Origin of the sequence: Desulfohalovibrio reitneri, from assembly GCF_000711295.1 — a bacterium.
Taxonomy (GTDB): Bacteria; Desulfobacterota; Desulfovibrionia; order Desulfovibrionales; family Desulfovibrionaceae; genus Desulfohalovibrio; species Desulfohalovibrio reitneri.
Window position 1 is genome coordinate 1695352 of the sequence record NZ_JOMJ01000003.1, and the last position, 25009, is coordinate 1720360.

Below are 25009 nucleotides of genomic sequence, written 5' to 3' on the forward strand. Positions count from 1 at the left end.
CGGCGACCAGGGGGCTGCGCGCCCCCTGGACCCTGCGGCAAAGTAGCTTTGCATGTGGTTTCGCGGGATGGCGCGCGGGTGGGTGACTGCGACGGGAGTACTTCGGCGAATGTGCTCAGGTGGCAGATATCCCGCAAGGAATTTTTCCACATCTTTTGCTCAGGTTGACTTGGTCTATAATGTCTAGCTACAATTTACCGAAACGAATCGGCAACCTTTTCGCAATCCATAACAAGCTGAAATTATGACAATTCAAGACTTCGTCCCCGAAGATATCCAAGCACTATATGAAGTACATGAATATCGTCACGCTGCAGCATTGTTAGCTTGCGACCTTCGTGATGAGTATGAAGAGTTATGCTCCGCTCTCATTCAATTCAGGATCAAGCCTAATGATGTTTTGCAAAGCGGTGGAAGCAAGAGCCAAATTCCTAAAAGGTTCGCTTCGCTCTTAGAAACACATAATGGATGGAAAGAAGACAAGCTCATAGCGCAACTCGTAGTTGATGGTGTCTCCGTTCAACATGACACCCACAAAGTTGATCATCTAAAAGGGCGCGTCGCCTGTGATATGGAATGGAATTCCAAGGATCAAAAATTTGACCGAGACTTATATGCTTTCAGGGCATTTCATGAGTATGGGCGAATAAGTGCCGCTGTCTTGATTACTCGTAGTGACAAGCTAAACCCGTGGTTTCGAGAATTAGGCATAATGAAAAAATATGGTGCAAGCACCACTCATATGTCAAAATTGCTTCCTCGCCTCCAAGCAGGTCGGAGTGGAGGATGTCCTGTTCTTGTTTTCGGACTCACACCTCAGCTTATCGAGGAAGCAGAATGAACGACATCAATCAAGCTTTACTTGAATTCACAGGTAACAGATATTTCCATACTGTATTAGCCGATCCCCCTTGGCAATTCACAAATAGAACGGGGAAAATGGCCCCAGAACACAAACGTTTATCTCGATATCCAACATTGGGTTTAAAAGATATTAAAGACTTACCTGTGCAATCTATAGTTTCAGAGCCCGCGCATTTATATCTGTGGGTGCCAAATGCTCTCTTGCCAGAAGGAATTGAAGTGCTCAGAGCATGGGGCTTCGAGTATAAAACAAATATTATTTGGTACAAAATCCGTAAAGATGGAGGCCCTGACGGGCGTGGAGTAGGCTTTTATTATCGCAATGTAACAGAAATGATCCTTTTTGGGGTTCGGGGCAAAAACGCTCGCACTCTTGACCCTGCAAGAAGTCAAGTCAATCTTATCGCTTCTCGCAAAAGAGAACATTCTCGTAAACCTGACGAGCAGTACGAACTCATTGAGTCGTGTAGCAGAGGACCTTTCTTGGAACTCTTCGCAAGGGGCCCCCGGTCTGGCTGGGCTTGTTGGGGGGACCAAGCAGAAGATTATAAACCTGACTGGCCTACTTATCCTTTCAACTCTACAAGTGATGAGGAATCCCACAGCCAGGGAAGTCCCGCTCTAGCTGGTTAATTTCCCATCTTCGCCTATCACTACCTAATTAGTCGGCCCTGAAAAACATCTATGACACTGAAAAGAATTAACAAAGTGTAGCATTCAATGTATCATTCTCGACCAGGAACTGTAGTGATTCTGCAAGAAACCGGTCGCGCCGTCACCGGTTCGGGAGTGATGATGAAGGCCAAGCCAGCCAAAAGCGATCAGGGCAATTTCCTCTACGAGGACCTCATCGATCAGCTCAATCCCAAGGACCCGCTGCTCAAGCTTGCAGCGAACATCCCCTGGGAAAGGTTCGAGCAGGAGTTTTCTAGCCTCTATAGTGAGTATGGTCGTCCAGCAAAGCCCATCAGACTCATGGTCGGGCTCATGATCCTCAAGCAGCTTGAAAATCTGAGCGACGAGCGTGTCATTGAGGCTTGGGTCCGGAACCCCTACTATCAGGCCTTCTGCGGTGAGACGCATTTCCGGTGGAGGCTTCCTTGTGACCCCACGGACTTGGTTTATTTCCGCAAACGCATCGGCGAGGGTGGGGCGCGTTTGATCTTCGAGGTCTCGGTGGGTCTGCACGGCGACGACGCCATGGAGCGGGAGATCGCCGTGGACACCACGGTCCAGGAGAAGAACATCACCTTCCCCACTGACGTGAAGCTTCTGACCAAGGTCATCAAGCGATGCAGGGCCATCGCCGAGTTCGAAGGAATCAGCTTGCGCCGCAGTTTCCGCCGTGAATTGCCAGGCCTCCTGCGCCAGCGATTCAAGAGTCGCAAGATCATCAAACGCATTCGGACCATGGCTGGCGTCCTGATCCGCGAACTTGAGCGCAAACTGCCCAGGGATTCGTTGGCCAGGCACAGGGAAGCTATGCAGCTCTTCCGCCGGGTCCATGACCAGAAACGTACCGACAAGAACAAGATCTACAGCCTGCACGAACCGGACGTGCTTTGCATCGGCAAGGGCAAAGAGCACAAAAAGTACGAGTTCGGACGCAAGGCCTCCATCGCCTGGACCAAGACCACCGGTGTGATCGTAGGAGCCATGTCCTTCAAGGAGAACGTTTTCGACGGTCACACCCTGCCGGATGTTCTGGAGCAAGTTTCGCAAATCACGGAATCCTGCCCCGAGGCGGCCATCTGTGACCGGGGTTACAGGGGGCGCAAAAAAGTCGGTGACACGAGCATTCTGATTCCGGGCCGGCCGAAGAAAAGCGACACGCCCTACCAGAGACGAAAGGCCAGGCAACGTTTTCGCAGACGCGCTGGCATCGAGCCGGTGATCGGACATCTCAAACACGACTTCCGCATGGCCAAAAACTTCCTGAAAGGGGCCCTCGGTGATGCGATCAACCTGCTGATGGCCGCAGCCGCGTTCAACTTCAAGAAGTGGATGCGGGGACTGAAGCACTTTTTGTCTCTTTTCGCCCCTTGGCTCTGCTTCGGAACCTGGAGTCGGGGCAGACTAAAGTACGCCTGATTCAATCTGAAAGGCCTTTTTCAGGACCGACTAATTAGCTGCGGGCATGAGGATCAGCCACATGCGACACACCGCCCTTCTCATCATCGACATGCAGCGTGATTTCGTCGTTCCCGGCGCGCCGTGCGCGGTGGGGGAGGCTGGGGTGGCCGTGGACGGGATTTCGCGGGCCCTTGCGGTGTTCCGGGGGCGGGGATGGCCCGTAGTGTACGTCACCCGCTCCTACCGCGCGGACGGTTCCAACGTGGAGTACACCCGCCGCGGTGGGTTCCTCTCCGGCGAGCGACAATGCTGCCTGGAAGGTTCCGAGGGCGCGCGCATTGTGGACGAGCTGCTGCCCCTGCCCGGCGAGACCGTCATCACCAAGCCCAGCTTCTCCGCCTTCTTCCACACCGAGTTGGACCTCATTCTCCGCAACCGCTCCATCACCGGCCTGGCCGTCACCGGTGTGAACACCGCCAACTGCGTCCGCGCCACTGTGTTCGACGCCGTGGGCCTCGGCTACCGCACCACCGTCATCAGCGACGCCACCGCCGCGGACACTGCCCAAATAACCCAGGACAACCTCCGCGACATGCGTGCCATCGGCGTGGACACACCGCCGTTGGATGAATTCGTGAAAGGGTAGCGGGGAAGATTTCGCCCTGCGGGCGACCAGGGCAGGAACGCGTTTCGCCTTCGGCGACCAGGGCCTGCGCGGCCCTGGACCCGCAGCAAAGTAACTTTGCATGTGTATTCGCGGGTTGGTGCGCGTCAGGGGAACATACGCGGGAGTACTCCGGCGAACCGGCGATTGTGGAACGCGTCCACCCGATAATAACCAGCCATGGCCGTCTGGCTTCAGATGCGTTGAACCCTGAATTGGGCTGTGGTCCCCCGGCTCCCACCTGCCTGTACCACGCCCCCGAGCGAAGCGAGCGGTAAGGAGTTTTGGAAAAGGAGGGAGAGGGGCTCGGGAGAGGGAGATATACTGCCCCCGCCAGCCACCATCCATTTCCCCTCTCCCTCTCCCTCTCCCCTCCTTCGCTCATCCCTCTTCCAGCATGATTCTTTCGCCCGGCCTGTTTTCATATTGGTTTGTTCGCGGTAATGTTGGGAGTGAGTCGTACAACCTTGGAGGTGGCCATGACTGATATTGCCGGTTTGCTTGGAGACGGGGCCAAGTCGCTGCTGGAGCACAAGTGCAACACGTTTCCCAAGAATGACATGCATTTGCCTGGCCCGGATTTCATCGAACGGGTCTGGTATCATTCGGACAGGTCGCCGCGCGTGCTGCGGTCTCTGCAGACTTTGTTCGGGCACGGCCGGTTGGCTGACACGGGGTATTTGTCGATTTTGCCAGTGGACCAGGGCATCGAGCACTCCGCCGCCTCGTCGTTCGCGCCGAATCCGGCCTTTTTCGATCCCGAGACCATCGTCAAGCTGGCCCTGGAGGGCGGCTGCAACGCGGTGGCTTCCACGCTGGGCGTGCTGGGCACGGTGGCGAGGAAGTACGCCCACCGGATTCCCTTCATCCTGAAGATCAACCACAACGAGATGCTGACCTACCCGGCCAAGCGGGACCAGATTCCCTTCGCCAGCGTGCGGCAAGCCTGGGACATGGGCTGCGTGGCCGTGGGCGCGACCATTTACTTCGGCCATCCCAACTCCAACCGGGAGCTGCAGGAGGTGGCCCAGGCCTTTGAGGAAGCGCACGAGCTGGGCATGGCCACGATTCTGTGGGCCTACACCCGCAACGACGCCTTCAAGAAGGAGGGGGTGGACTACCACACCTCGGCCGACCTCACGGGGCAGGCCAACCATCTGGCGTGCACCATCCACGCGGACATCATCAAGCAGAAGCAGGCCACCAACAACGGCGGCTACCGGGCGGTGGGCTTCGGCCACACCCATGACAAGGTGTATTCCGAGCTGACCACGGACCATCCCATCGACCTGACCCGCTACCAGGTGGCCAACTGCTACATGGGGCGTTGCGGGCTGATCAACTCCGGCGGCGGTTCCGGCGGGGCCAGCGACATGGCCCAGGCGGTGCGCACGGCGGTGATCAACAAGCGCGCGGGCGGCATGGGGCTGATTTCCGGCCGCAAGGCCTTCCAGCGGCCCATCGAGGAGGGCGTCAAGCTGCTGCACGCCATTCAGGACGTGTTCCTGGACGACGATGTGACCATCGCCTGACGCAGCCAAAGCGCGAATAAAGAAAACGGGCGCGCCCTCCCTGGGAGGACGCGCCCGTTTTTCGTGCGGAATACGATGCGCGGCTAGAGGAGGTCTTGCACTTCGGCGCGCAGGTCCTCGGGGACCTCGTAACCGCTTTCCTCGGCCTTGCGGACGTTTTCCGCGGCCTTTTCCTTGTCCCCGCGCTCCAGCCAGACCAGGGCCAGGTTGCCGTAGGCGGGGCCGAAGTGGGGTTCCAGGGCCAGGGCCTTGTTGGACCAGTTCTCGGCCGCGTCCAGCATGCCCTTCATGAAGTAGATGCCGCCCAGGTTGGCCATGGCCTGGACGTACTTGGGGTCGAGCTTGACCGCCTTCTTGAAGGCGGCGATGGCTTCGTCCGCCTCGCCGCGCTGCATGTGCACGAAGCCGATGTTGGCGTGGGGCACGGCGAAGAAGGGCCGGGCCTGGGCGGCCATCTGGTTGTAGCGCAGGCAGGTTTCCATGTCGCCGCGGTTCATGGCGATGCCGCCCAACTGCACGTAGGCTTCCACCAGCTTGGGTGCGTTGTCCACGGCCTGCAGCAGGGTTTCCTCGGCCTCGCGGAACATGCGCTTGGAGAGGTAGGCGGTGCCCAGGTTGTAAAGGGTGTTGGCGCAGGAGGGATTGTTCTTGAGCGCCTGCTTCTGTTCCTCGATGTATTCGTCGACGTTCTTGGCGGTGGTGCTGGACATGTTTTACTCCTCGGGGGTCTCGGGGCGGTCCATCTTTTCGGCGTACCAGCGGGCGAATTCGTACATGCCCTGGATGCGCTCGTCGCCGTTGATGAGTCCCAGAGCCAGTTCGTTGGCACCGCGCATGTACGGTTCCGGGAATTCCTTGTCCGGGTGGGCGCGGCGGAAGGCCTCCAGCAGTTGGGAGGCGGTCAGGCGGTTCTTGTCCTTACGGATATCGATGGGATCCTGGGGCTCCTGGAAGGGGTCCCAGTTCTCGTACCCTATTTTCTCGATCCAGCGGCGCCGCCGGGGGGCCATCTTTTCGTAGATGGCCCGCTTGAGGCGCTCGCGCTCCTCGGGGGAGACGTTCATTCCTCGCCGTCCTCCGGGCGGGCCGGGCCGCCGAATTCGATGATGGTGGGTTCGCCGGAGCAGCCGCCGGGTCCGGCCTTGTCGCAGCCTCCGCAATCGGAGGTGGAGCAGGAGGCGCACTCCTCGGCCGGGAAGTCCATGCGGCGGCCGGGCTGGAAGGCGTTGGGATCGGCCGGCCCCTCGCCAAAGGACTGGTCGAAGCCGTCGCCCCAGATGTCGTCATCCCCGTCGCCGGGCAGCGCGTCGGCCAGGGAGGCGTCCTCCTCCGGCTCTTCTTCCTTCAGGCCAAGGTATTCGGCGTCATAGTTGTTCATCAGGGCCACGGAGGCGGGCACGTGCATGGTGGCCAGGCCGGGGTAGCGGGTGTTGAGCCGTTCCACCATGCGGGCGGAGAGGTCCACCAGCCGGTCCTGGATGCGGTCCAGCTTGACCGTGGGGTAGGGCTTGCCCTCCTCGAAGCCGGAGCGGCCGCAGGTGCGCACCTGGCCCTCGAAGGCGATGGGCGCGCCGTAGAGCCGGCAGGTGATGGGGCGCACGTCGTACATGACGCACTCGTGCTCCTCGGAGAGCAGGGGGCAGCGCACGCGTTGACGGGCGAGCTCCTCCAGCACGGCTTCCGAGTCGGCGCCCTCCTCCTTGCCCTTGAGGGCCTTGCGCACCAGCTTGTGCTGACGGCGCTCGGCCTCGTCGGCGCGCATGAGGATGGCGTCGCGCTCGGTCCCCTCATAGCGTTCGAGAAAAGCCTGGTTCAGGAAGTAGGCTTCCACGAAAGAAAGATCGAAGATGGCGTGGCAGCAGTCGGAGCAGCCTTTCTCGCAGGCCACTTCATCCGGGCACTGTTTGGCCACGGCCTCGAAGAGCTTGTCCGTCTCTGCGGCCAGCTCGCGGTATTCTTGCAGGATGTCACTGAAATCTATGGGCATGGGCTCTCGCCTCCCGTGTCTGGAGGGCTGGGCAGACCGGGGGGGGGTCTGGACGTGAGAAAAAGGGGGAGCGGCCTACACCGCTCCCCCGAAGGCCACTTGTGGCGCGGGAGGGTTACTCTTCCTCGATGGTGATGGCGTCCTGCTCGCAGACTTCCACGCAGGATTCGCAACCGAGGCACTCCTCCTCGTTGATGACGACGGCCTTGCCGTCCTGCAGCTCGTAGACTTCCACGGGGCAGACGTCCACGCACTCGCCGTCGCCAGTGCACTTGTCGGTGTCGATGGTGATGCTGTAGCCCATTTCGTCCCTCCAAAAAGGTGTATTGAATGCAGAGCCGGCTTCTCCCCGCCGGCCACTCGCCTCGCCGGAAACCCCCGTCAGGCTTGGTTTCTCGCCCCCTTCAAGGGTCGGACTGCAATAGCCCAGCCGCGAAGCAGGTGTCAAGTAAGGTCGAAGTCCCCGGATGTAAAGGGAAGGTTCGCCTAGACCGGTTCTCCCTCGTCCGGCTGGGGCAGATAGAAGAAAAAGAGGTTGCCGGAAGGCGCGGGTTCATATCCGGCCACGCCCCGGTGCAGACCCACCACCTCCCGGACGAAGGAGAGACCGTGGCCGGTGCCGTATTCCTGGGAGGCGTTGCGCCCCCGGAAGCCGTCGGTGAACAGTTGGCCCGCCTCCTCGTCGGCCAGGGGCTCGCCCGAGGTGAGCACGCTGAAACGCACCGCGGGCATTTCCCTGTCGCCAACGCGCTCCACCTCGTCCCAGTCGTAGATGACGAAGCTCTCGCCGGGGCGGTCCGCGCCTCGGGGTGCGGGCCGTGTGTACTTGGCCGCGTTGGAGAAGAAGTTGGCCACCACCTGGGAGATGAGCCCCACGTCCGCCAGAACCATGGGGTCGCGCACCGACTCCGTCCCCGGCCCGGCCTCTATGCGAACGCCCCTGTCCTCCAGCCTGCCCCGGTAGCGCTCAAGTTGCGGCTTCACCACCTGCGCGTGCAGGTTCACCGGCTTGAGATCCACCACGTAGTGCCCCTTTTCGAAGTGGGAGCGGCGCAGTAGCGTCTCCAAAAACAGGGAGGTCTGCTCGTAGTGGCGGTGGATTTCCTGGTACTGGTCCATGAGCGACTGGAAGGTGAAATCCATCTCCTGCTTGAGGCTGTTGCAGACCTCGGCCCGCTTGGGGTCGTCCATGCCGCAGTCGCTGGTGAACCGTTGAAACTGTTTGGCGATGTCGCGGAGGATATTGATCTTGCTCTCGAGGCGCTTGTAATACAATTTAAAATACATATTGGGCACGATGACGTTGTGCCCGATGTCGTCCACCAGATTCCGGATGAACTCCAGGTGTTCCTTGTTCTTCTGTGATATGAGCCTGTTGTGGATTCTGTAGCCAATTCGGTTGGCGTACTTCTCGAAGAAGAGGCGCTGGTGCTCATTGAGGTCCGAGGCGGGCCGCACCACCAGCATGCCGATGACATCACGCCGGGGCTTGATGGGCAGTTGGGAAATCAGTTCGTGATTGCCCTTGATGGGCAGGAGGTAGCTGTTGCCCTCCAGGCGCGGCTCGGCCGAGAAGGCGGGCGGCTCCAGGGCGATGCCGCTGGCCGGACAGCCCGCGTCCGAGCAGCAGCGCCACTCCAGCTCCCCGTCAGCGTTGAGCAGGTAAAGGTCCGTGTCCTTGTCGAAAAACACCTTGGGAACGACCACCGACAGGGCCAGCAGGTCATGCTTGCCCGTGTTCTCCTGGGCCAGATCGAAGAAGATGTTCAGGGCCCTGCTCTCCTGCTTGGAGAACTGGTACTCCTCGTAATCGTCTATCTTCTCATGGATGCGCCTGGAGAGGAACTCCACGCGTTTCCTGGCCTCCCTCGGGTCGATGCCTTCGGGGCCCTCGGTTTCCTGGAGGAGGATGTCTGCGGTGGGAGCGGTCTTCTCGGTCATGAGGGAATCCGGGGTTGTTCCACCTTATGACCGTAAAATGGCGGAACGGCTTTGGCAAGCGGCGTTGCCACGCGCCCGGGGGTGGTGTATCCCGTGAACGGACGGAGGGACGATGAAGGAAACCAGCTACCTCAAGGGCCGCGACGAGCTCATCGGTCAATTCCGGAAGATCCCGTCGCTGCACAACTTCGAAAACCGCTACCTCAAAGAGATCCTCTCCCTCTCCAAGATCCGCAAGTACGAGCCGGGGGAGACCATCATCGAGGAAGGCCAGAGCGACCGCTGGATGTACGTGGTCATCTCCGGCGAGGTGCGCGTGCTCAAGGGGGGCGAGGAGCTTTCCAGGCTGCGCATGGCCGGAGACGTCTTCGGCGAGATGGGCGTCATCGACGGCCAGCCGCGCTCGGCCACCATCGAGGCGGCCACCCACACCACCTGCCTGGCCATGGACACGTCCTTCATGGACCACTTGTCCGAGGAGGACAGGCATCCCTTCCACGCCATGCTCTACAAGCTCTTTTCGGAAATCCTGGCCGTAAGGCTGCGGGACACCGGCGAAGAGCTGACCCGCTGCCGCCGCGAACTAGCCAAGCTGCGCGGCGAAACACCACCGGAATGACCGGACGCGGGGCTTCCCCCGCGCCGCCACTCGCGCCTACGCGTTTCTGGCCTGTATGGCATGTGCCCCCGGGGAATCCCGGGGGATGATCAGGCGTCCCGTTTGATGCCCGCCATGAGCAGGCCCACGCCTTCAAGCCGTTCTTCATCGGCCGTGGGAATGACGTCCATGAAGCGGCCCCGGTACATGACCGCCACCCGGTCGGCCAGCCGCAGGGCCTCGCCCAGGTCGCCGGTGACCAGCAGGATGCCGGCGTGCTTGCGCGCCTGCAAAAGCCGCTTCCAGACCTCCTCGGTGGCGGAGATGTCCAGCCCTTGGGTGGGCTGCTCCGCGATGATGACCTTGGGAGAGCGATAGAACTCCCTCGCCAGCACCAGCTTCTGCAGGTTGCCGCCGGAGAGCTTGGCCGCCTCGGTGCGCACCCGGGTGGGCTGCACGTTGTAGTCCCGCACCAGCTCCGAGGCGGTGCGCAGGGCGCGCTTGTTCTCCAGGAAGGGCCCCTTGGTGAAGCCCTGGCGGGTGGTCAGCAGCATGTTGTCCACCATGTCCAGCTCGGGACAGGTGGCCATGCCCAGCCTGTCCTCCGGGATGTAGGACAGGGAGTCCTTCCAGGAAGGGTTCTCGTGGAAGTCGCGCCAGTCGCGGCCCAGGATGCGCACCTCCCCGGCCCGGGGCTGGCGCAGCCCGGCCAAGACCTCCACCAATGGCTTCTGGCCGTTGCCCGCCACGCCGACCACGGCCACGATCTCCCCCCGGCGCAGCACCAGGTTGAGGTTCTGCAGGCCGTCGCCGGAGAGGTCGCGCAACTCCATGACCACCCCGCCCAGGGTCTGGGGGGCGCGGTCCACGTCGAGCACCACCTCCTTGCCCACCATGCGGGAGGCCAACTCCGAGCGGGAGCGCACGTCCTCGCGCAGCATGTCGTCCACGATCCCGCCGTGGCGCAGGACCGCGATCTCGTCGGCGATGTCCAGCACTTCCTGCAGCTTGTGCGAAATAAAGACGATGGCCTTGCCCTGGGCGGCCATGGCCCGCAGGGCCTTGAACAGCCCCTCGGTCTCCAGCGGGGTCAGCACCGTGGTGGGCTCGTCGAAAATGAGCACCCGGGAGTTGCGGTAGAGCAGCTTGAGGATCTCCACCCGCTGCTTCTCGCCCATGGACAAATCCGAGACCAGGGCCGAGGGGTCCACCTGCAGGTCGTACCGCTTGGCCAGGGCGGCCACCCGCCGCTCCATCTCCGCCGGGGAGACCCAGAAGGAGCCCTCCTGCCCGAGCAGCACGTTCTGGGCCACGGTCATGGTCTCCACCAGCATGAAGTGCTGGTAGACCATGCCCACTCCCGCCTCGATGGCCTCGCGGCTTGACTGGAAGCGGGTGGGCTCGCCGTCCACCTCGATGACGCCCGAGTCCGGGGGGAAACGCCCGGCCAGGATGGACATGAGGGTAGACTTGCCCGCGCCGTTCTCGCCGAGGAGGGCCAGCACGCGGCCGGGGCGGATGTCCAGGGAGATGTCCTTGTTGGCCTTGACCTTGCCGAAGGACTTGGAAATGGAGCGCAGGCTCACCGTGGGCGCGGCCGGCGGCGGATGGCCCGGCTCCAGGCGCTCCTCGGGCAGCCGCCGGTACTCCTGCTCGCCGAAGCGGGAGAAGCGGGCCATGCGGGCGCGCGCCTTGTCCAGGGCGGTCTTGGCCAAGCGTCCCACGGGGCTCATGTCTCGGGCTCCACGTTGGTTCCAAGCGCGCCGGGCGCGCCGGAGCGCACCCCGCGCAGGGTGGCGAACAGCAGGGCCAGCAGGGTCAGGGCGTAGGGCAGCATGAGCAGAAGCGACGAGGGCAGGTTGGCCCCGGAGGCCTGCAACCGCAGCTGGAAGGCCATGACCCCGCCGAAGAGATAGGCCCCCAGCACCGCCCTCCCCGGCCGCCAGAAGGCGAAGATGACCAGAGCCACGGCGATCCAGCCCCGGCCCGCGGCCAAGCCGTTGGTCCACAGGTGGGTGTAGGCCAGGGAGAGGTAGGCTCCGCCCAGCCCGGCCAGAAAGCCCCCGGAAAGCACCGCCAGCCAGCGCAGTCCGAATACGTTCAGCCCGGCGGCCTTGGCCGCCTCCGGGTTCTCGCCCGCGGCGTCGATGTGCATGCCCAGCCGGGTGCGGTGGAAGAGCAGCCAGACCAGAAGCGGCAGGAAAAAGGACAGGTAGACCAGGGCGTCGTGCTGGAAGAGGATGGGCCCCAGCGCCGGGATGTCCGCCAGCAGGGGCACGTCGAAGGGCATGAAGCCCGGGGTGGACTGGCCGATGTAGGGCGTGCCCAGGTAGTTGGCCAGTCCCGCGCCAAGAATGGTCAAGGCCAGGCCGGAGACCACCTGGTTGCCCTGAAAGACCACGCAGACCAGGGCGTGCCCCGCGGCCAGCGCGGCCGCGCCCAGCCCCCCGGCCACGAAGGCCAGCCAGGGCTGCCCCGTGGCCTTGGCCACCAGGAAAGCGGTCAGGGCGCCCACCAGCATCATGCCTTCCACGCCCAGGTTCAGCACGCCGCCGCGCTCGGTGATCATCTCGCCCAGGGTGGCGTACAGCACCGGGGTGCCGGACTGCACCGCCGCGGCCAGCAGGGGGATCAGCAGTTCCCAGGTCATGCGCCCTCCTCTCCGGGCACGGGCGTTTCACGCCGCAGGCGCACCTTATAGGTGGTGAAGAACTGTCCGGCCAGCACGCTCAGCAGGATGAGCCCTTCCATGATGTCGCCGAAGGCCGCGGGCACCTGGTGCATGAGCTGGATGTTCTCCACGCCAACCCGCAGCCCGGCCAGCAGAAAGGCGGCCACGGCGATGGTCAGGGGGTTGAGGCGGGCCAGCCAGGCCACCACGATGGCGGTGTAGCCGTACCCGGCCATGATGGAGGGCTGCAGCCGCCCGGCCGAGGCCGAGGTCTCCACCAGCCCGGCCCACCCGGCAAGCGCGCCGCAGATGGCCATGACCAAGCATACCAGGAAGCCGTACGGCATGCGGGCGTAGCGCGAAGCGCGCGGCCCGGAGCCGGAGGCGCGCAGCTCATAGCCCAGACGGGTGCGGGTCAGCCATATCCAGACCGCCGCCCCGGCCAGCAGGCAGACCGCCAGCCCCCAGTGGAGCTTGGTGCCGGGGATGCGCGGGATGACCGCCGCGGCCGGGAACTGCTCGGTCATGGGGAAGCCGAAGCTGGCCGGGTCCTTCCAGGGGCCGTAGACCAGGTACTCCAAAAGCAGGATGCCGATGTAGTTGAGCATCAGGGTGGAGATGATCTCGTTGAGCTGCAGCCGGGCCTTGAGCAGGCCGGGCACCAGGGCCCACAGCCCGCCCGCGATGCCGCCGCAGATGAACATCAGCGGCAGCAGCAGGACCATGGGCAGGGCGGAGAAGGTCAGCACCGCCCAGGTGGCCCCCACCGCGCCCAGGGCGTACTGGCCCTCGGCCCCGATGTTCCAGACCCGCATGCGGAAGGTGACCGCCACACCCAGGGAACAGAGGTAGAGCGGCACCGCCTTGCGCAGGGTGTCGGTGAGGGCGTAGCCGGAGCCGAAGGCCCCCTGGAAGAAGCCCCGCAGGGCCTCCAGGGGCGGCTTGCCCTGGGCCGCCAGCAGCAGGGCGGAGAGTCCCAGGGAGAAGGCCACGGCTCCCAAAAAAACGAGACAGGAGCCCCATTTCCAGGACTCCTGCCTCCGGGTCAAACGTACTCGCATGGGAATCCTACTCGGTGGAGCCGACGACTCCCTCCACGAACCAGGTCATGCCCAGCAGCTTCTCGTCGCTCATGGCCTTGCCCTCGGGCACCTTCAGGGCGCCGTCCTGGTCCTTGATGGGACCGGCGAAGACGGTCTCCTGACCATCGATGATCTCGGCCTTGGCCTGGGTGACCATGTCCCGCACGTCCTGGGGCACCATGGGGCCGAAGGGGGAGATGTCCACCAGGCCGTGCTCCAGGCCCCACCAGTAGTCCTTGGACTCCCACTCGCCGTTCTTCACCTGGCGGGTGATGTCCTCGTACAGGGCCTCCCAGTTCCAGACCGCGGAGGTCAGGTGGGACTTGGGGGCGAACTGGGACATGTCGGTGTTGTAGCCCACGGAGTAGACGCCGCGCTGCTGGGCGGCCTCCTGCGGTCCGGGGGAGTCCTGGTGCTGGGCGATGACGTCGCAGCCCACGTCCAGCAGGCTCTTGGCGGCTTCCTTCTCGGTGGCGGGGTCGTACCAGGTCTTGGACCAGACCACCCGCACCTCGGCGTCGGGGTTGACCTCGCGCACGCCCAGGGTGAAGGCGTTGATGCCCCGGATGACCTCGGGGATGGGGAAGGCGGCCACGTAGCCGATCTTGTCCGACTCGGTCATGGAGCCGGCCACCAGGCCGGTCAGGTAGCGGGCCTGGTAGATGCGGCCGAAGTAGGTGCCCACGTTCTCGGCGCGCTTGTAGCCGGAACAGTGCATGAAGGTGGTCTCGGGGAACTCCTTGGCCACGTTGATGACCGGGTCCATGTAGCCGTAGGAGGTGGCGAAGACGAGGCCGAAGTCCTGCCGCGCCATGTTGGTCAGCACGCGCTCGGAATCCGGTCCCTCGGGCACGGCCTCCACGAAGGAGGTGGTCACGCCGTCCATCTTCTCGATGGCCTGGCGGCCCTTGTCGTGGGCGTAGGACCAGCCCGCGTCGCCCACGGGGGAGACGTAGATGAAGCCGACCTTGAGTTCGTCGTCGGCCGCCTGGGAGATTCCGGCCAGGCCCAGTACCAGGGCCAGGGCGAGAAGGAGATGGACTGCGGTGCGGTGCATGGTCATGGCGCGCTCCTGTGTGGGAAGTGGTTCAGCCCTGCTGCGGAACCGAACGCAGCTTGGCGATGGGCTGCACGAACTGGGTCTCGGCGTCCCAGGGCTGGAGGATCCAGGTGTCCTGGCTGACCTCGGTGATGAAGGTGTCCACCACGGGCCTGCCCTCGGGCTTGGCGTAGACGGTGGCGAAGTGGGCCTCGGGCAGCAGCTCCCGCACGAAGCGGGCGGTCTTGCCCGTGTCCACCAGGTCGTCCACCAGAATCCAGCCCCGGCCGTCGGTCTCCTGGGCCAGCCCCTTGAGCAGCCCGGCCTTGTCCCGCTGCTGCTGCCAGTCGTAGCTGACCACGCAGAGGGTGTCGATGAGGCGGATGTCCAGCTCGCGGGCGATGACCGCGGCCGGGAACATCCCGCCGCGGGTTATGGCGATTAGCCCCTTGATGTCCGGCAGCTCGGAGAGCCGCCATGCCAGGGCCTTGGAGTCCCGGTGCAGCTGTTCCCAGCTGACCGGGTACATGCGCTTGTATCGGTCGGAGAGGGGCATGAACTCCTCGCGTCGTTGCCTGCGGGGGTGCGTTCGGGAAAAAAGCCCTTTTCCACCATCCGCCCGCCTTGTCAAGACCGGGCGGACCCCCCGGGCGGCGCGGGCCCGGGGAGCGCGCCGCCCGGGACGCTATCCGCTTTTCTTCCCGGACTCCAGAAAGCCGGGCTCGAAACAGCTGAGCATGAGCCAGCCGCCCTGCACATGGGGGGCATTCCTGCCCTCGGAGGTCAGGTAGCACTGCGACTCGTAGGAGCGCAGGCCGGAGTTGCAGATGATGGCCAGGGGCTTGTCCTCCCCTTCGGGCACCTCGTCCAGCCGCCCGGCCAGGTCCTCCTGGGGGATGGCCGTCCAGCAGGAGCCGAAGGCCTCGCTGCAGGCGCGGCTGGGGGGGCCTTCCGGCCGCACGTCCAGGGCCTGGATCTCGCCCTTGTGGAACTTCTCCAGGAACTCCTCGGCGTCCATGGGCGTGTTGCGCCCGGCCAGCACGTTCTCCAGGGCGTTGGCGCAGGCGTTCACGATGTCCATGGCCGAGGCGTAGGGCGGGGCGTAGCCGACTTCCAGATTGGAGATGTCCTCCACGCCCGGCTTGTGCGGCAACAGGGCGGCCACCGCGTCAACCCGCGCCTTGACCGCGTCGCCGTTCTCGCCGAAGCACTCCACGCCCAGCACCCGGCCCGTGGCCCGGTCCGCCACGAGCTTGAGGTACATCCAGGTCTGGGTGGGATAGAAGTGGGCCCGGTCGGCCATGGTCACCAGGGCGTGGACCGGGTCGAAGTCCGCCTGCCGAGCCTGGTCGATGGTCAGCCCGGCCTTGCCCGCGGCCCGCTCGAAGAGCTTGATGATGAAGGTGCCCACCGCGCCGGGGAACTCCGCCCGGCCGCCGACGATGTTGGTGCCCACGACCCGGCCCTGGCGGTTGGCCAGGGAGCCCAGGGGCAGGTGCATGGTGTGCCCGGAGATTTGGTTGGGCACTTCCACGCAGTCGCCGCCCGCGTAGATGCCGGGGTCGGAGGTGCGCATGCGGCGGTCCACCAGAATGCCGCCGAAGGGCCCGGTGGCCAGCCCCGCCTCCCGCGCCAGGGCGGCGTTGGGCCGGACCCCGGAGGCGAAGATCACCAGGTCGCACGGCAGGTCCCCCGCGCCCTTGGTCTTGATGCCGGTGACGCCGTTCTCGTCGCCCAGCACCTCGGTGACCGTCTCGGAGGTGAGCACCGTGACCTCGTTGCGCTCCAGCTCCCGCTGGCAGAGCATGGCCATGTCGCGGCCCAGGGCCTGGGGCAGCACCTGCGGGGCCATCTCCACCACGGTGGTCTCCACGCCCCACAGATCGGCCAGGGACTCGGCCATCTCCAGGCCGATGGCCCCGGCGCCCACGACCACGGCCCGGTTCACCTTGCCGGACCGCACCTGGGAGAGCACGGCGTCGGCGTCGTGCAGGTCGGCGATGGTGCGCACGCCGGGCAGGTCCGTGCCCGGCACGGGCGGGACGAAGGGGGTGGCCCCGGTGGCCAGGACCAGGGTGTCGTAGGACAGGTCCTCTTCCCGGCCGCTGGCGTTGTCGCGCAGGCGGACCGTCTTGGCCTTGCGGTCGATGGCCAGGCACTCGGTGTTGATGCGGGCTTCGAATCCCTTGAACTTCTTGAAGAACGCAGGATCGCGCTCCACATGGTACACGGTCGATCGCAACTCCTTGGAGTCGGATACGTCGCCGCTTACGTAATACGGAATGCCGCAACCACCGTATGAGATGATGTCGGCCTTATCCACCAGGACGATCTCGGCCTCCGGGTCGAGCCGGCGGGCGCGGCAGGCGGCCTTGGGGCCCAGGGCCACGCCGCCGATGATGACGATGCGTTTAGCCATTTCAGCTCCTCGCGAAATTGGGGGGTTCTCCTCCCCCGGTTCCCTCGGCTGGGAGTTGTAGCCACCTCTTCGGGGCGAGCGCAAGGCCGGGTTCAGAACGAGGCATTCATGGCCCGCCGCACCACACGCTCCAGCTCGCGGCCGAAGAGGAAGCCCAGCCAGGCCTCGGCCTCAGGGGCCCTGGCAGTGAGCCCCTGGCGGAAGGCCTGGTCCGCGCCGCACATGGCCTCCAGCTCGCGCCGGGCGGCGGACTCGCCCGTCCTGGCCCGCCGGCCAAGCTCCAGGGCTCGCTCCACCGGGCAGGTTTCCTGGTGGGCCCGGACCAGCTCGGCCAAGGCGCTGTCCGGCTCCAGCAGGTCGGCGCGGACCAGCCTGTCCCGGTCGTAGGCGGCCGCCAGGGCGGAAGGGTCGCGGCAGTCCAGCAGGCGGCACTCCAGGGGCCGGTTGCGGTAGATGGAGCAGCCCGCCTCCCCGACGTAGAAGCGGCAGGTCCAGGCCCCGCCCGGGGCCGGGGCCAGCTTGACGATCTCCCCGGCCAGCGGGGCCACCGCCCCGGCCACCTGGTCGAAGGCTGGTTCCCCGGCCCGCAGCGTCAGCAGATGGGCCAGCCCCACCGGGCCGCTCTCCACCAGATCCAAATCCTCGCGGTGCAGGGCAGGTCCGCCCTGCTTGCAGCACTCGCCGCAGCGTTGGCATTCGCTCATGGTTCGCCTCCCCGCACGCAGCGCACGGAACGCAAACAGTCCATGTCCGCCCGGTCGATGCAACCCAGGGCGGGGTCGGCGAACCAGGCCTTGGTGAAGGTGGCCCGGTCCGCGCTCCACAGCCCGCCCCGGGCGGGCGCGAATACCGGGTCCAGGCAGAGGGTTTCCACCCCGGCGGCCGGGAGCAGCAGCCCGGCCAGCTCCGAGGCCGTGGGCACCCGCCAGTCGCCGTGCCCGCCCAGGCCCTGCCGGTTCAGCTCGCCGGCCCAGTCGGCCGCCTCGTCCCATTGTAAAGTGTGTGGACTGACGCCTCGCTCCCAGGTCAGGCCGGTGGCCCGGTCGGTGACGGTACCGTCGCCGTTGTCCAGCGGGTCCGGCGCGGGCGGGGGCCAGGGGTGGCGCAGGGCGTCCAGCCCCAGCACGACCCGCGCCTCGTCCTTGGAAATCTTGGAGGGTCGCGAGCGGGGGGCGGGCCTGGCTGGGCCCTCCGCGCCGCCCGGCTCCGGGGGCAATTCGCAGTGCCCGGCCCGGGCTTGCTCCCAGGCGGTCAGGGCCTCGTACAGCTCCCCCGCCATGGCCCCGGCATCCGCGTACCGCCGGCCGGGGTCGGGGGCCACGGCCCGCGTCAGCACCGCGTCGAAGGCCTCGAACAAACCGGGGTTGGCGGCCGAGGGCGGGGTGCGCGCGGCCGGGTTCTCGTCCGGCAGCGCGCCGGTGAGCATGCGCCAGAGCATGACCCCCACGGAGTAGAGGTCCGCCTCCGGCCCGGCCGCGTCCGGGTCCGCCTCCTGCTCCGGGGCGGTGTAGAACGGCGTGCCGATGGCTACCCCGCGCGGCGACTCCCACCGCTCGCCCCGCACCCGGTGCAGGCCGAAGTCGATGAGTCTGGCCCGGCCCTCGTCGTCCAGCATGACGTTGAAGGGCTTGAGGTCGCGGTGCAGTACGCCGTCCTGGTGCAGTCTGCCCACGCCGTCCAACACCTCCCGCCCCAGCCGGGCAGCCCAGGGCGGAGGCAGCACCCGGCTGGGCTCCTCCGCCTGATAGGACTCGGCCAGCATGGAGCCGAGGTTGGCGCAGAAATACTCCATGGTGTAGAAGGGCCGCCCCGCCTCGTCGCGGTCGCAGTCCAGCACCGAGGCGATGCGGGGGTGGCGCAGCCGCCCCAGCACCCGCGCCTCGTCCAGGAAGAGGCGCTCCACAGCGTCCTCCCCCCACAGCATCTCCAGGGTCTCGTCCGGCATCAGCCGCTTCAGGGCCACCACGCGCCCGGCCACGGGCAGCACGGCCTTGTACACCCGGCCCATGCCGCCCGCGCCCAGCAGCCCGGCAACCCGGTACTTGCCGATGTTCATCCCCACAGCCTCCTGGCGTACCGCTCGGGCAACCCCGCCTCGGGAATGAGCCGCGCCGTCAGTTCCACGTCGTAGGGCACTCGGCGCACCTCGGCACGCTCCCCCCGGTCCCAGAGCACGTACTTGGCCCGGGGGTCGCCGTCGCGCGGCTGGCCCACCGCGCCCACGTTGAGAATGGTCTTCACCCCGGGGTCGATGCGCAACCAGCCCGGCTCCAGTCGCGTCTTGACCACCTCGTCCCCCTCCAGCGAGTAGCGGCGCAGCTCGTGGGTGTGCCCGGCGAAGCAGAGGTTCTCCTCCATGCGCCGCATGCGCCCGGCCAGCTTGCCCTTGTGCAGTTCCTGAAAGAGGTAGGCGTTGACCGAATCCGGCGGCGCTCCGTGCACGAAGCGCACGCCGTGGCGGACGATGGCCCGGGGCAGGTCCACGGACCAGGCCAGGGAATCCGGGGAGAGCAGGCTCCGGGTTACCTCCAGCGCCTCCAGGGCGTGGGGGTTGAAACGGACTGACGCCTCCGCCGGGTCGGCCAGTCCCTGCTCGTGGTTGCCCAGACAGGAGGAGACCCCCCGCTCGCGCAGAAAGGCCACCACCTCGTCCGGCTGGGGGCCGTAGCCCACGTTGTCGCCCAGGGTCAGCACCTCGTCCGCTCCCCGGGCCTGAAGGTCCTCCCAGACCGCCTCCAGGGCCTGGAAGTTGCCGTGGATGTCGGACAGCACCGCCAGCATCAGCCCCCCACGGGCAGCTTCACGTGGTAGCCCCGGCCGTCCCGCTCCACCTTGAGGAGCACGGTGTTGTGCAGCCGGTAGCGGTTCACCGCCCGGACCACATGGCGGGGGTCCTTGAGGACAAGCCCGCCGATGTTGAAGATGTGGTCCCCGGTGCGCAAGCCGATGCGGGCGGCCGGGCCGCCCTGCACCACGCCGTTGATGCGGAAGCCGCGCGACTCGGCTTCGTCCGCCAGTTTCAGCCCCCAGCGGCCGCGCAGGATCTTCACCGCCTGCTCCCAGGTGAAGGGCGCGGCGGTCAGCTCCACGGTGCGCCTGCCGCCCTGGCCGTCCACCAGCAGCTTGACGCTTTGGCCCCGTGTGAAGTTGCGCAACAGCTGCACGTAATGAACCTTGTCCTCCACCCGCACGCCGTTGACCTCCACCACCACATCGCCCGGCTGCAGGCCGGAGCCCTCGGCCGGGGTGCCGGGCAGCAGATCGCTGACCAACAGCCCGGCGGGGCGGCGCAGGTCGAAATACCCGGCGATGCGCTCGTCCACGTCCTGCCCGGCCAGCCCCAGCCAGACCAGGGCCACCCGGCCGGTCTCGATGAGCTCCTCCACCGCCCGCTTGGCCTTGTTGACGGGGATGGCGAAGCCGATGCCCTCGGCCTGGGCGGCGATGGCCGTGTTCAGGCCGATGACCTGCCCCTTGATGTTCACCAGGGGGCCGCCGGAGTTGCCGGGGTTGATGGCCGCGTCGGTCTGCAGAAAGTCGGTGAAGGCGCCGCGCTTGGTGCGCACGCTGCGGCCGGTGGCCGAGAGCACGCCGGTGGTCACGGTGTGGGAGTAGCCGAAGGGGTTGCCGATGGCGATGACCTCCTCGCCGATGTAGAGGTCCGAGGAGTCGCCCATCTCCGCCTGGGGCAGGTCGCCTTCGCCGGACAGGCGCAGCACGGCCAGATCGAAGTCCGGGTCCGCGCCCACCAGCTCGGCCTGGAATTCCCGGCCGTCCAGCAGGTTGACCCGCACCTCCGAGGCCCCGGCGATGACGTGGGAGTTGGTGACAACCAGCCGCTTGCCGCCGTCGATGACCACCCCGGAGCCCAGGGAGGTGACCTCCACGCTGCGCTCGCGCCCCTGGTTGAGGAAGTCGCGGAACATGGGCGGGAATCCCTGGAACATGTCGGCGAAGGGGTTGGGGGCCCGCTTCTCCATCCGCGCCGAGGTGATGTTGACCACGGACGGGGCCACCTGGCGCACGGCGCGCACGGTGGGGGTCATGCGGGGATCGTCCTGGGCCCGGGCCGCTTGCCCCGGGGCCAGCAGCAGCACGAGGAACACGGTGAGGAAAATGCGTCTTGAAAGCATTCCCCCATGATGTACCAACTCGCCGCGATTGGGAAGGGAAGCGCGCCTTGCGCGGGACGGTCGCCTGACGCTACAAAGGCGGTTGCACCAAACAGGAGAGACACATGCGAAGCAAAAACATGACGGGCGGCCCCGGACGGGCCCCCCACCGGTCCCTGCTCCACGCCCTGGGGCTGACCCGCTCGGAGATGGAGCGCCCATTGGTGGGCATAGCCAACGCCGCCAACGAGGTGGTGCCCGGCCACCGCGACCTGGACCGGCTGGCCGAGGCGGCCAAGGCCGGAGTCCGCGCCGCGGGCGGCACTCCCCTGGAATTTCCGGCCATCGCCGTGTGCGACGGGCTGGCCATGAACCACGAGGGCATGCGTTTCTCCCTGCCCTCGCGGGAGAACATCGCCGACTCCGTGGAGATCATGGCCACGGCCCATCCCTTCGACGCCCTGGTCCTCATCCCCAACTGCGACAAAAGCGTGCCCGGCATGCTCATGGCCATGCTGCGGCTGAACATCCCGGCCATCCTCGTCTCCGGCGGCCCCATGCTGGCGGGCAAAGGGGGCACCGACCTGGTCAGCGTGTTCGAGGCCGTGGGCAAGGTGCGGCGCGGCGAGATGAGCCAGGAGGAACTGGCCGAACTGGAGCAGACCGCCTGCCCCGGCTGCGGCTCCTGCTCCGGCATGTTCACGGCCAACTCCATGAACTGCCTTTCCGAGACCATCGGCCTGGCCCTGCCGGGCAACGGCACCATCCCCGCGCCCACGGCCGAGCGGGTGCGCCTGGCCCACACCGCGGGCGAGCGGGTCATGGACCTTTTGGCCAAAGGCATCGCCCCGCGCGACATAGTCACCCCCAAGGCGGTGGCCAACGCCGTGACCATGGACATGGCCCTGGGCTGCTCCACCAACACGGTGCTGCACCTGCCCGCCATTTTCCGCGAGGCCGGGCTGGACCTGTCCCTGGACATCTTCGACGAAATCTCCCGGGCCACGCCCAACCTCTGCCGCCTCTCCCCGGCCGGGCCGCACCACCTTGAGGACCTGCACCGGGCCGGGGGCATCCCCGCGGTCATGGACGAGTTGCGCCGCGACGGCCGCATCGAGGGCGAATGCCTCACGGCCACCGGCCGCACCGTGGCCGAGAACCTGGACGCCCTGCAGCCCGCCATCCTCGACCCTGAGGTCATCCGCACCGTGGCCGAGCCGTACGCCCCGCAGGGCGGCATCGCCGTGCTGCGCGGCAACCTCGCCCCGGATGGGTGCGTGGTCAAGCAGTCGGCCGTGGGCGAGGAAATGCTGGTCAGCCAGGGCGAGGCGCGGGTCTTCGACGGCGAGGAGGAGGCCAACCAGGCCATCCTGGCCGGGGAGATCCAGCCCGGACAGGTGGTGGTCATCCGCTACGAAGGCCCCAAGGGCGGCCCAGGCATGCGCGAGATGCTCTCGCCCACGGCCAACATCGCGGGCATGGGCCTGGGCTCGCAGGTCTCCCTCATCACCGACGGCCGTTTCTCCGGCGGCACCCGCGGGGCGGCCATCGGCCACGTCTCGCCCGAGGCCGCGGCCGGGGGGCCCATCGGCCTCATCAAGGACGGCGACACCATCCAGGTGAACATCCCCGAGCGGCGGCTGGAGCTTTTGGTGGACGAGGACGAGCTGGCCCGCCGCAAGGCGGAGTGGACGCCGCGCGAGCCAAAGACCGGATCCAGGCAGCTCAAGCGCTACGCCGCCCAGGTGTCCTCGGCGGCGCAGGGCGCTGTGCTCTCGGACTGAGGTTATGGGCACGGAAGAGGCCATCGTCAGCCGCTACCAGGACTGGTACGAGACCCCCCAAGGCCTCTTCGCCTACGGGCGGGAGCGGGCCCTGCTGGGGCACATGCTCTCGGCCTGGCGGCGGCGCGGCCGCAGGCTGCTGGAGATAGGCTGCGGCCCCGGCGTCTTCCTGCACTTCCTCTGGGAGTCGGGCTTCGACGTCACCGGCCTGGACGCCTCCGCGGTGATGCTGGCCGCCGCCCGCGAACGGCTGGGCAACCGGGCGGACCTGCACCTGGGCCGGGCCGAGGAGCTGCCCTACGAGGACGACGAGTTCGACTACGCCGTGCTCCTGACCATGCTGGAGTTCTCCGACGACCCCCGGACCGTGCTGGCCGAGGCCGTACGGGTGGCCTCGCGGGGGGTCATGGTGGCCGTGCTCAACCGCTTCTCCCTGTACTATCTCAGCCGGGGCATCCCCTGGCCGGGCTGTTCCCGCTCCACCCTGCGCCGGGCCAACTGGCAGGACTGGATGCGGGTCAAGCGGTGGCTGCGGCGCGCCGGGGCCTCCGGCCGCTGCACCGCCCGCTCCGTGCTGCCGGGGCCCTACTCCACCTGGGGGCGCGGCAGAATCTGGAACCTGGTTAACACGCCTTTCTACCCCCCGTGGATGGGGGCTTGGTGCTGCCTGCGCCTGGACATGGACCCCCAGCGCACCGGCACCACCTTGCCCTCCTTCGCCTCGGAGGCCAAGCCGACCACCGGCTGAGAACTCCTGGCACGCTCCCTGCATCCCGTTCCACCACGGCCGCCGGTTTTCCGACGCGGCCACTGGAGCAAGCAGATGCAGAACCCGCCATCCCCCGCACGCGCCCTGGACGCCGACATCCTGGTCCTCGGTTCCGGCCTGGCCGGCCTGCGCGCCGCGTGGGCCGCCCTGGAGGAGAACCCCGGAGCCGGAGTGGTGGTGGCCAGCGCGGCCAGGGGGCCGTCCGGCTCCTCCTTCGCCAACCTCCACGACCGCCTGGGCATCCAGGTCTGCGGCGACGACGCCGAGCGCGCCGCCCTGGTGGAGGACGTGCTGGCGGCAGCCGGTCCCGGTGAGATCGACCCCGTCCTGGTGGAGGTTCTGGCCGCCGAAAGCCTGGACCGCTTCCGCGACCTGGAGGACCTGGGCGCGGAGTTCCTGCGCGACGGGGACGGCCGCCGCAGCGCCTTTTCCGCCTGTTTCAGCCCCCGCAGCCGCAGGGCGGCCATATTTACCGACCTGGGCGCGACCTACCGCCGTTTCGCCGAACGGGTGGAGGCCCTGGGCGGGCGATTTCTGCCGGGCCTGACCGTGCGCCGCCTGCTGGCCGGGGACGGCCGCTGCCGGGGCGCCCTGCTGGAGAGCGAAGCGGACGGCGGACGGGTGGAACTGCGCGCCGAGGCCACCATCATGGCCCTGGGCGGCCCCGCCCCCCTCTTCGCCTACACCCAGGCCGGGCCGCGCAACCCCGGCTTTTCCTACGGCCTGCTGGACGAGGCCGGGGTGGAGCTGATCAACGCGGGCTACCTGCAATACATGTGGGCCAGCCTGCCGGACCGCACCTTCTGGAACATCGCCGAGCTGGCCCGCCCCGGGGCCGGGGTGCTGGACGCTTCCGGCAACCTCGTGGTCCCGCCGCCGGAGATCGCCAAGTTGGCCGGCGCGCGGCGCGGCCACTGCCCCTACGGCTTCGGCCTGGAGGACGCCGCCCTGGACCATTTCCTGGCCGACTACCTGGACTGGGACGGCGCGGCCACCGTGCTCTCCCCCAGCCGGGGCAGGCTGCGCGTTGCCCCCATGGCCCATGCGGGCAACGGCGGGGCGCGGGTGGACGCCTGGGGCCGCACTTCCCTGCCCGGCCTGTACGCCTGCGGCGAGTGCGCCTCGGGCATGCACGGGGCCAACCGCGTGGGCGGGGCCATGGTCCTGGCAACACAGGTCTTTGGCCGCCGCGCCGGGCTGCACGCCGCCAAATCCCTTAAGAAGATCGGCCGGGGAACCGATACATTGTTTACCGGGTTAGCGAATCCCCTTCCGCCGCCTCGCGGCAGGAACCCGCACCGGGAGCGGCTGGCCTGGTCGCTGCAGCGCAACGCCCTGCGGCCCTGCCCCGAAGTGCGGCGACTTCTGGGTCAGACCAGGGAGGAGCGCAAGCATGCCGGGGACTGGCGGGACCGCCTTGCCCTGCGGACGGGTGTCACGTTATTGAACCATTTCGCCGCCAACTGCTAACAAG

Annotated in this window: 24 protein-coding genes; 9 read left to right on the forward strand and 15 right to left on the reverse strand. The window is 66.5% G+C overall.

Annotation, left to right across the window (positions count from 1 at the left end):
• The first annotated feature begins 244 nt into the window (after positions 1–244).
• From N911_RS17995 to N911_RS0108600, 5 genes are all read left to right on the forward strand, one after another.
• Entirely contained in the window at positions 245–841 is a 597-nt protein-coding gene (locus N911_RS17995; protein ID WP_081859120.1) for a BglII/BstYI family type II restriction endonuclease, read from the forward strand.
• Positions 838–1497 carry an MT-A70 family methyltransferase gene (locus tag N911_RS18000; RefSeq protein ID WP_081859121.1) on the forward strand — a complete coding sequence of 220 codons (660 nt, stop codon included), beginning with the start codon at positions 838–840 and terminating at the stop codon, positions 1495–1497. The genes N911_RS17995 and N911_RS18000 overlap by 4 nt, the downstream gene beginning before the upstream one ends.
• A 162-nt stretch (positions 1498–1659) precedes the next feature.
• Positions 1660–2955, forward strand: a complete 1296-nt coding sequence (locus N911_RS0108590) for an IS5 family transposase (protein WP_237559856.1) — start codon at positions 1660–1662, stop codon at positions 2953–2955.
• A 61-nt stretch (positions 2956–3016) separates the two neighbouring features.
• The gene (locus N911_RS0108595) at positions 3017–3583 is read left to right on the forward strand and encodes a cysteine hydrolase family protein (protein ID WP_029896234.1); all 567 of its coding nucleotides are present in this window, start codon (positions 3017–3019) and stop codon (positions 3581–3583) included.
• A gap of 497 nt (positions 3584–4080) precedes the next feature.
• Complete coding sequence (locus N911_RS0108600; RefSeq protein ID WP_029896236.1) at positions 4081–5133, forward strand: class I fructose-bisphosphate aldolase; 1053 nt, start codon at positions 4081–4083, stop codon at positions 5131–5133.
• 83 nt (positions 5134–5216) lie between these two features.
• Here the strand turns inward: N911_RS0108600 and N911_RS0108605 are convergent, their stop codons facing one another.
• The 5 genes from N911_RS0108605 to N911_RS0108625 form a co-directional block, all read right to left on the reverse strand.
• Complete coding sequence (locus N911_RS0108605; RefSeq protein WP_029896238.1) at positions 5217–5843, reverse strand: tetratricopeptide repeat protein; 627 nt, start codon at positions 5841–5843, stop codon at positions 5217–5219.
• Positions 5844–5846: 3 nt separating this feature from the next.
• Entirely contained in the window at positions 5847–6197 is a 351-nt protein-coding gene (locus N911_RS0108610) for a hypothetical protein (protein ID WP_029896239.1), read from the reverse strand.
• A complete protein-coding gene (locus N911_RS0108615) occupies positions 6194–7120 on the reverse strand; it encodes a YkgJ family cysteine cluster protein (RefSeq protein WP_029896241.1) in 927 nt (308 codons plus the stop codon). The genes N911_RS0108610 and N911_RS0108615 overlap by 4 nt, the downstream gene beginning before the upstream one ends.
• A 115-nt stretch (positions 7121–7235) precedes the next feature.
• Complete coding sequence (locus tag N911_RS0108620) at positions 7236–7424, reverse strand: ferredoxin (protein WP_029896243.1); 189 nt, start codon at positions 7422–7424, stop codon at positions 7236–7238.
• A 182-nt stretch (positions 7425–7606) separates the two neighbouring features.
• A complete protein-coding gene (locus N911_RS0108625) occupies positions 7607–9061 on the reverse strand; it encodes a sensor histidine kinase (RefSeq protein WP_035104587.1) in 1455 nt (484 codons plus the stop codon).
• A gap of 112 nt (positions 9062–9173) precedes the next feature.
• On the opposite strand from N911_RS0108625, the gene N911_RS0108630 reads away from it, so the two are divergent.
• Positions 9174–9680, forward strand: a complete 507-nt coding sequence (locus N911_RS0108630; RefSeq protein WP_029896247.1) for a cyclic nucleotide-binding domain-containing protein — start codon at positions 9174–9176, stop codon at positions 9678–9680.
• An 89-nt stretch (positions 9681–9769) separates the two neighbouring features.
• On the opposite strand, the gene N911_RS0108635 is transcribed toward N911_RS0108630, so the two are convergent.
• The 10 genes from N911_RS0108635 to N911_RS0108680 form a co-directional block, all read right to left on the reverse strand.
• Positions 9770–11392 carry an ABC transporter ATP-binding protein gene (locus N911_RS0108635; protein ID WP_081859123.1) on the reverse strand — a complete coding sequence of 541 codons (1623 nt, stop codon included), beginning with the start codon at positions 11390–11392 and terminating at the stop codon, positions 9770–9772.
• Complete coding sequence (locus tag N911_RS0108640; RefSeq protein ID WP_029896251.1) at positions 11389–12309, reverse strand: ABC transporter permease; 921 nt, start codon at positions 12307–12309, stop codon at positions 11389–11391. The genes N911_RS0108635 and N911_RS0108640 overlap by 4 nt, the downstream gene beginning before the upstream one ends.
• Positions 12306–13391, reverse strand: coding sequence for an ABC transporter permease (locus N911_RS0108645; RefSeq protein ID WP_029896252.1), 1086 nt, complete (start codon positions 13389–13391; stop codon positions 12306–12308). Before N911_RS0108645 ends, N911_RS0108640 begins: the two co-directional genes overlap by 4 nt.
• A 7-nt stretch (positions 13392–13398) precedes the next feature.
• On the reverse strand, positions 13399–14469 hold the full coding sequence (locus tag N911_RS0108650) for a BMP family ABC transporter substrate-binding protein (RefSeq protein WP_029896254.1): 1071 nt from the start codon (positions 14467–14469) through the stop codon (positions 13399–13401).
• Between the two features lie 31 nt (positions 14470–14500).
• Entirely contained in the window at positions 14501–15007 is a 507-nt protein-coding gene (gene gpt, locus N911_RS0108655; RefSeq protein ID WP_029896256.1) for a xanthine phosphoribosyltransferase, read from the reverse strand.
• Between the two features lie 129 nt (positions 15008–15136).
• The gene (locus N911_RS0108660; RefSeq protein ID WP_029896257.1) at positions 15137–16870 is read right to left on the reverse strand and encodes an FAD-dependent oxidoreductase; all 1734 of its coding nucleotides are present in this window, start codon (positions 16868–16870) and stop codon (positions 15137–15139) included.
• Between the two features lie 92 nt (positions 16871–16962).
• Positions 16963–17574 carry a YkgJ family cysteine cluster protein gene (locus tag N911_RS0108665; RefSeq protein ID WP_029896259.1) on the reverse strand — a complete coding sequence of 204 codons (612 nt, stop codon included), beginning with the start codon at positions 17572–17574 and terminating at the stop codon, positions 16963–16965.
• The gene (locus N911_RS0108670) at positions 17571–18926 is read right to left on the reverse strand and encodes a protein kinase domain-containing protein (protein WP_029896261.1); all 1356 of its coding nucleotides are present in this window, start codon (positions 18924–18926) and stop codon (positions 17571–17573) included. Before N911_RS0108670 ends, N911_RS0108665 begins: the two co-directional genes overlap by 4 nt.
• Complete coding sequence (locus N911_RS0108675) at positions 18923–19651, reverse strand: metallophosphoesterase family protein (protein ID WP_237559921.1); 729 nt, start codon at positions 19649–19651, stop codon at positions 18923–18925. Before N911_RS0108675 ends, N911_RS0108670 begins: the two co-directional genes overlap by 4 nt.
• Positions 19651–21003, reverse strand: coding sequence for a trypsin-like peptidase domain-containing protein (locus N911_RS0108680; protein ID WP_029896265.1), 1353 nt, complete (start codon positions 21001–21003; stop codon positions 19651–19653). The genes N911_RS0108675 and N911_RS0108680 overlap by 1 nt, the downstream gene beginning before the upstream one ends.
• Before the next feature lie 104 nt (positions 21004–21107).
• Here N911_RS0108680 and ilvD point away from each other — a divergent pair, with 104 nt between their 5' ends.
• The 3 genes from ilvD (at position 21108) to N911_RS0108695 (ending at position 25005) form a co-directional block, all read left to right on the forward strand.
• Entirely contained in the window at positions 21108–22766 is a 1659-nt protein-coding gene (ilvD, locus tag N911_RS0108685) for a dihydroxy-acid dehydratase (RefSeq protein WP_029896267.1), read from the forward strand.
• A 4-nt stretch (positions 22767–22770) separates the two neighbouring features.
• On the forward strand, positions 22771–23514 hold the full coding sequence (locus tag N911_RS0108690; protein WP_029896269.1) for a class I SAM-dependent methyltransferase: 744 nt from the start codon (positions 22771–22773) through the stop codon (positions 23512–23514).
• A gap of 75 nt (positions 23515–23589) precedes the next feature.
• A complete protein-coding gene (locus N911_RS0108695) occupies positions 23590–25005 on the forward strand; it encodes an FAD-binding protein (protein WP_035104593.1) in 1416 nt (471 codons plus the stop codon).
• Positions 25006–25009 lie beyond the last annotated feature (4 nt).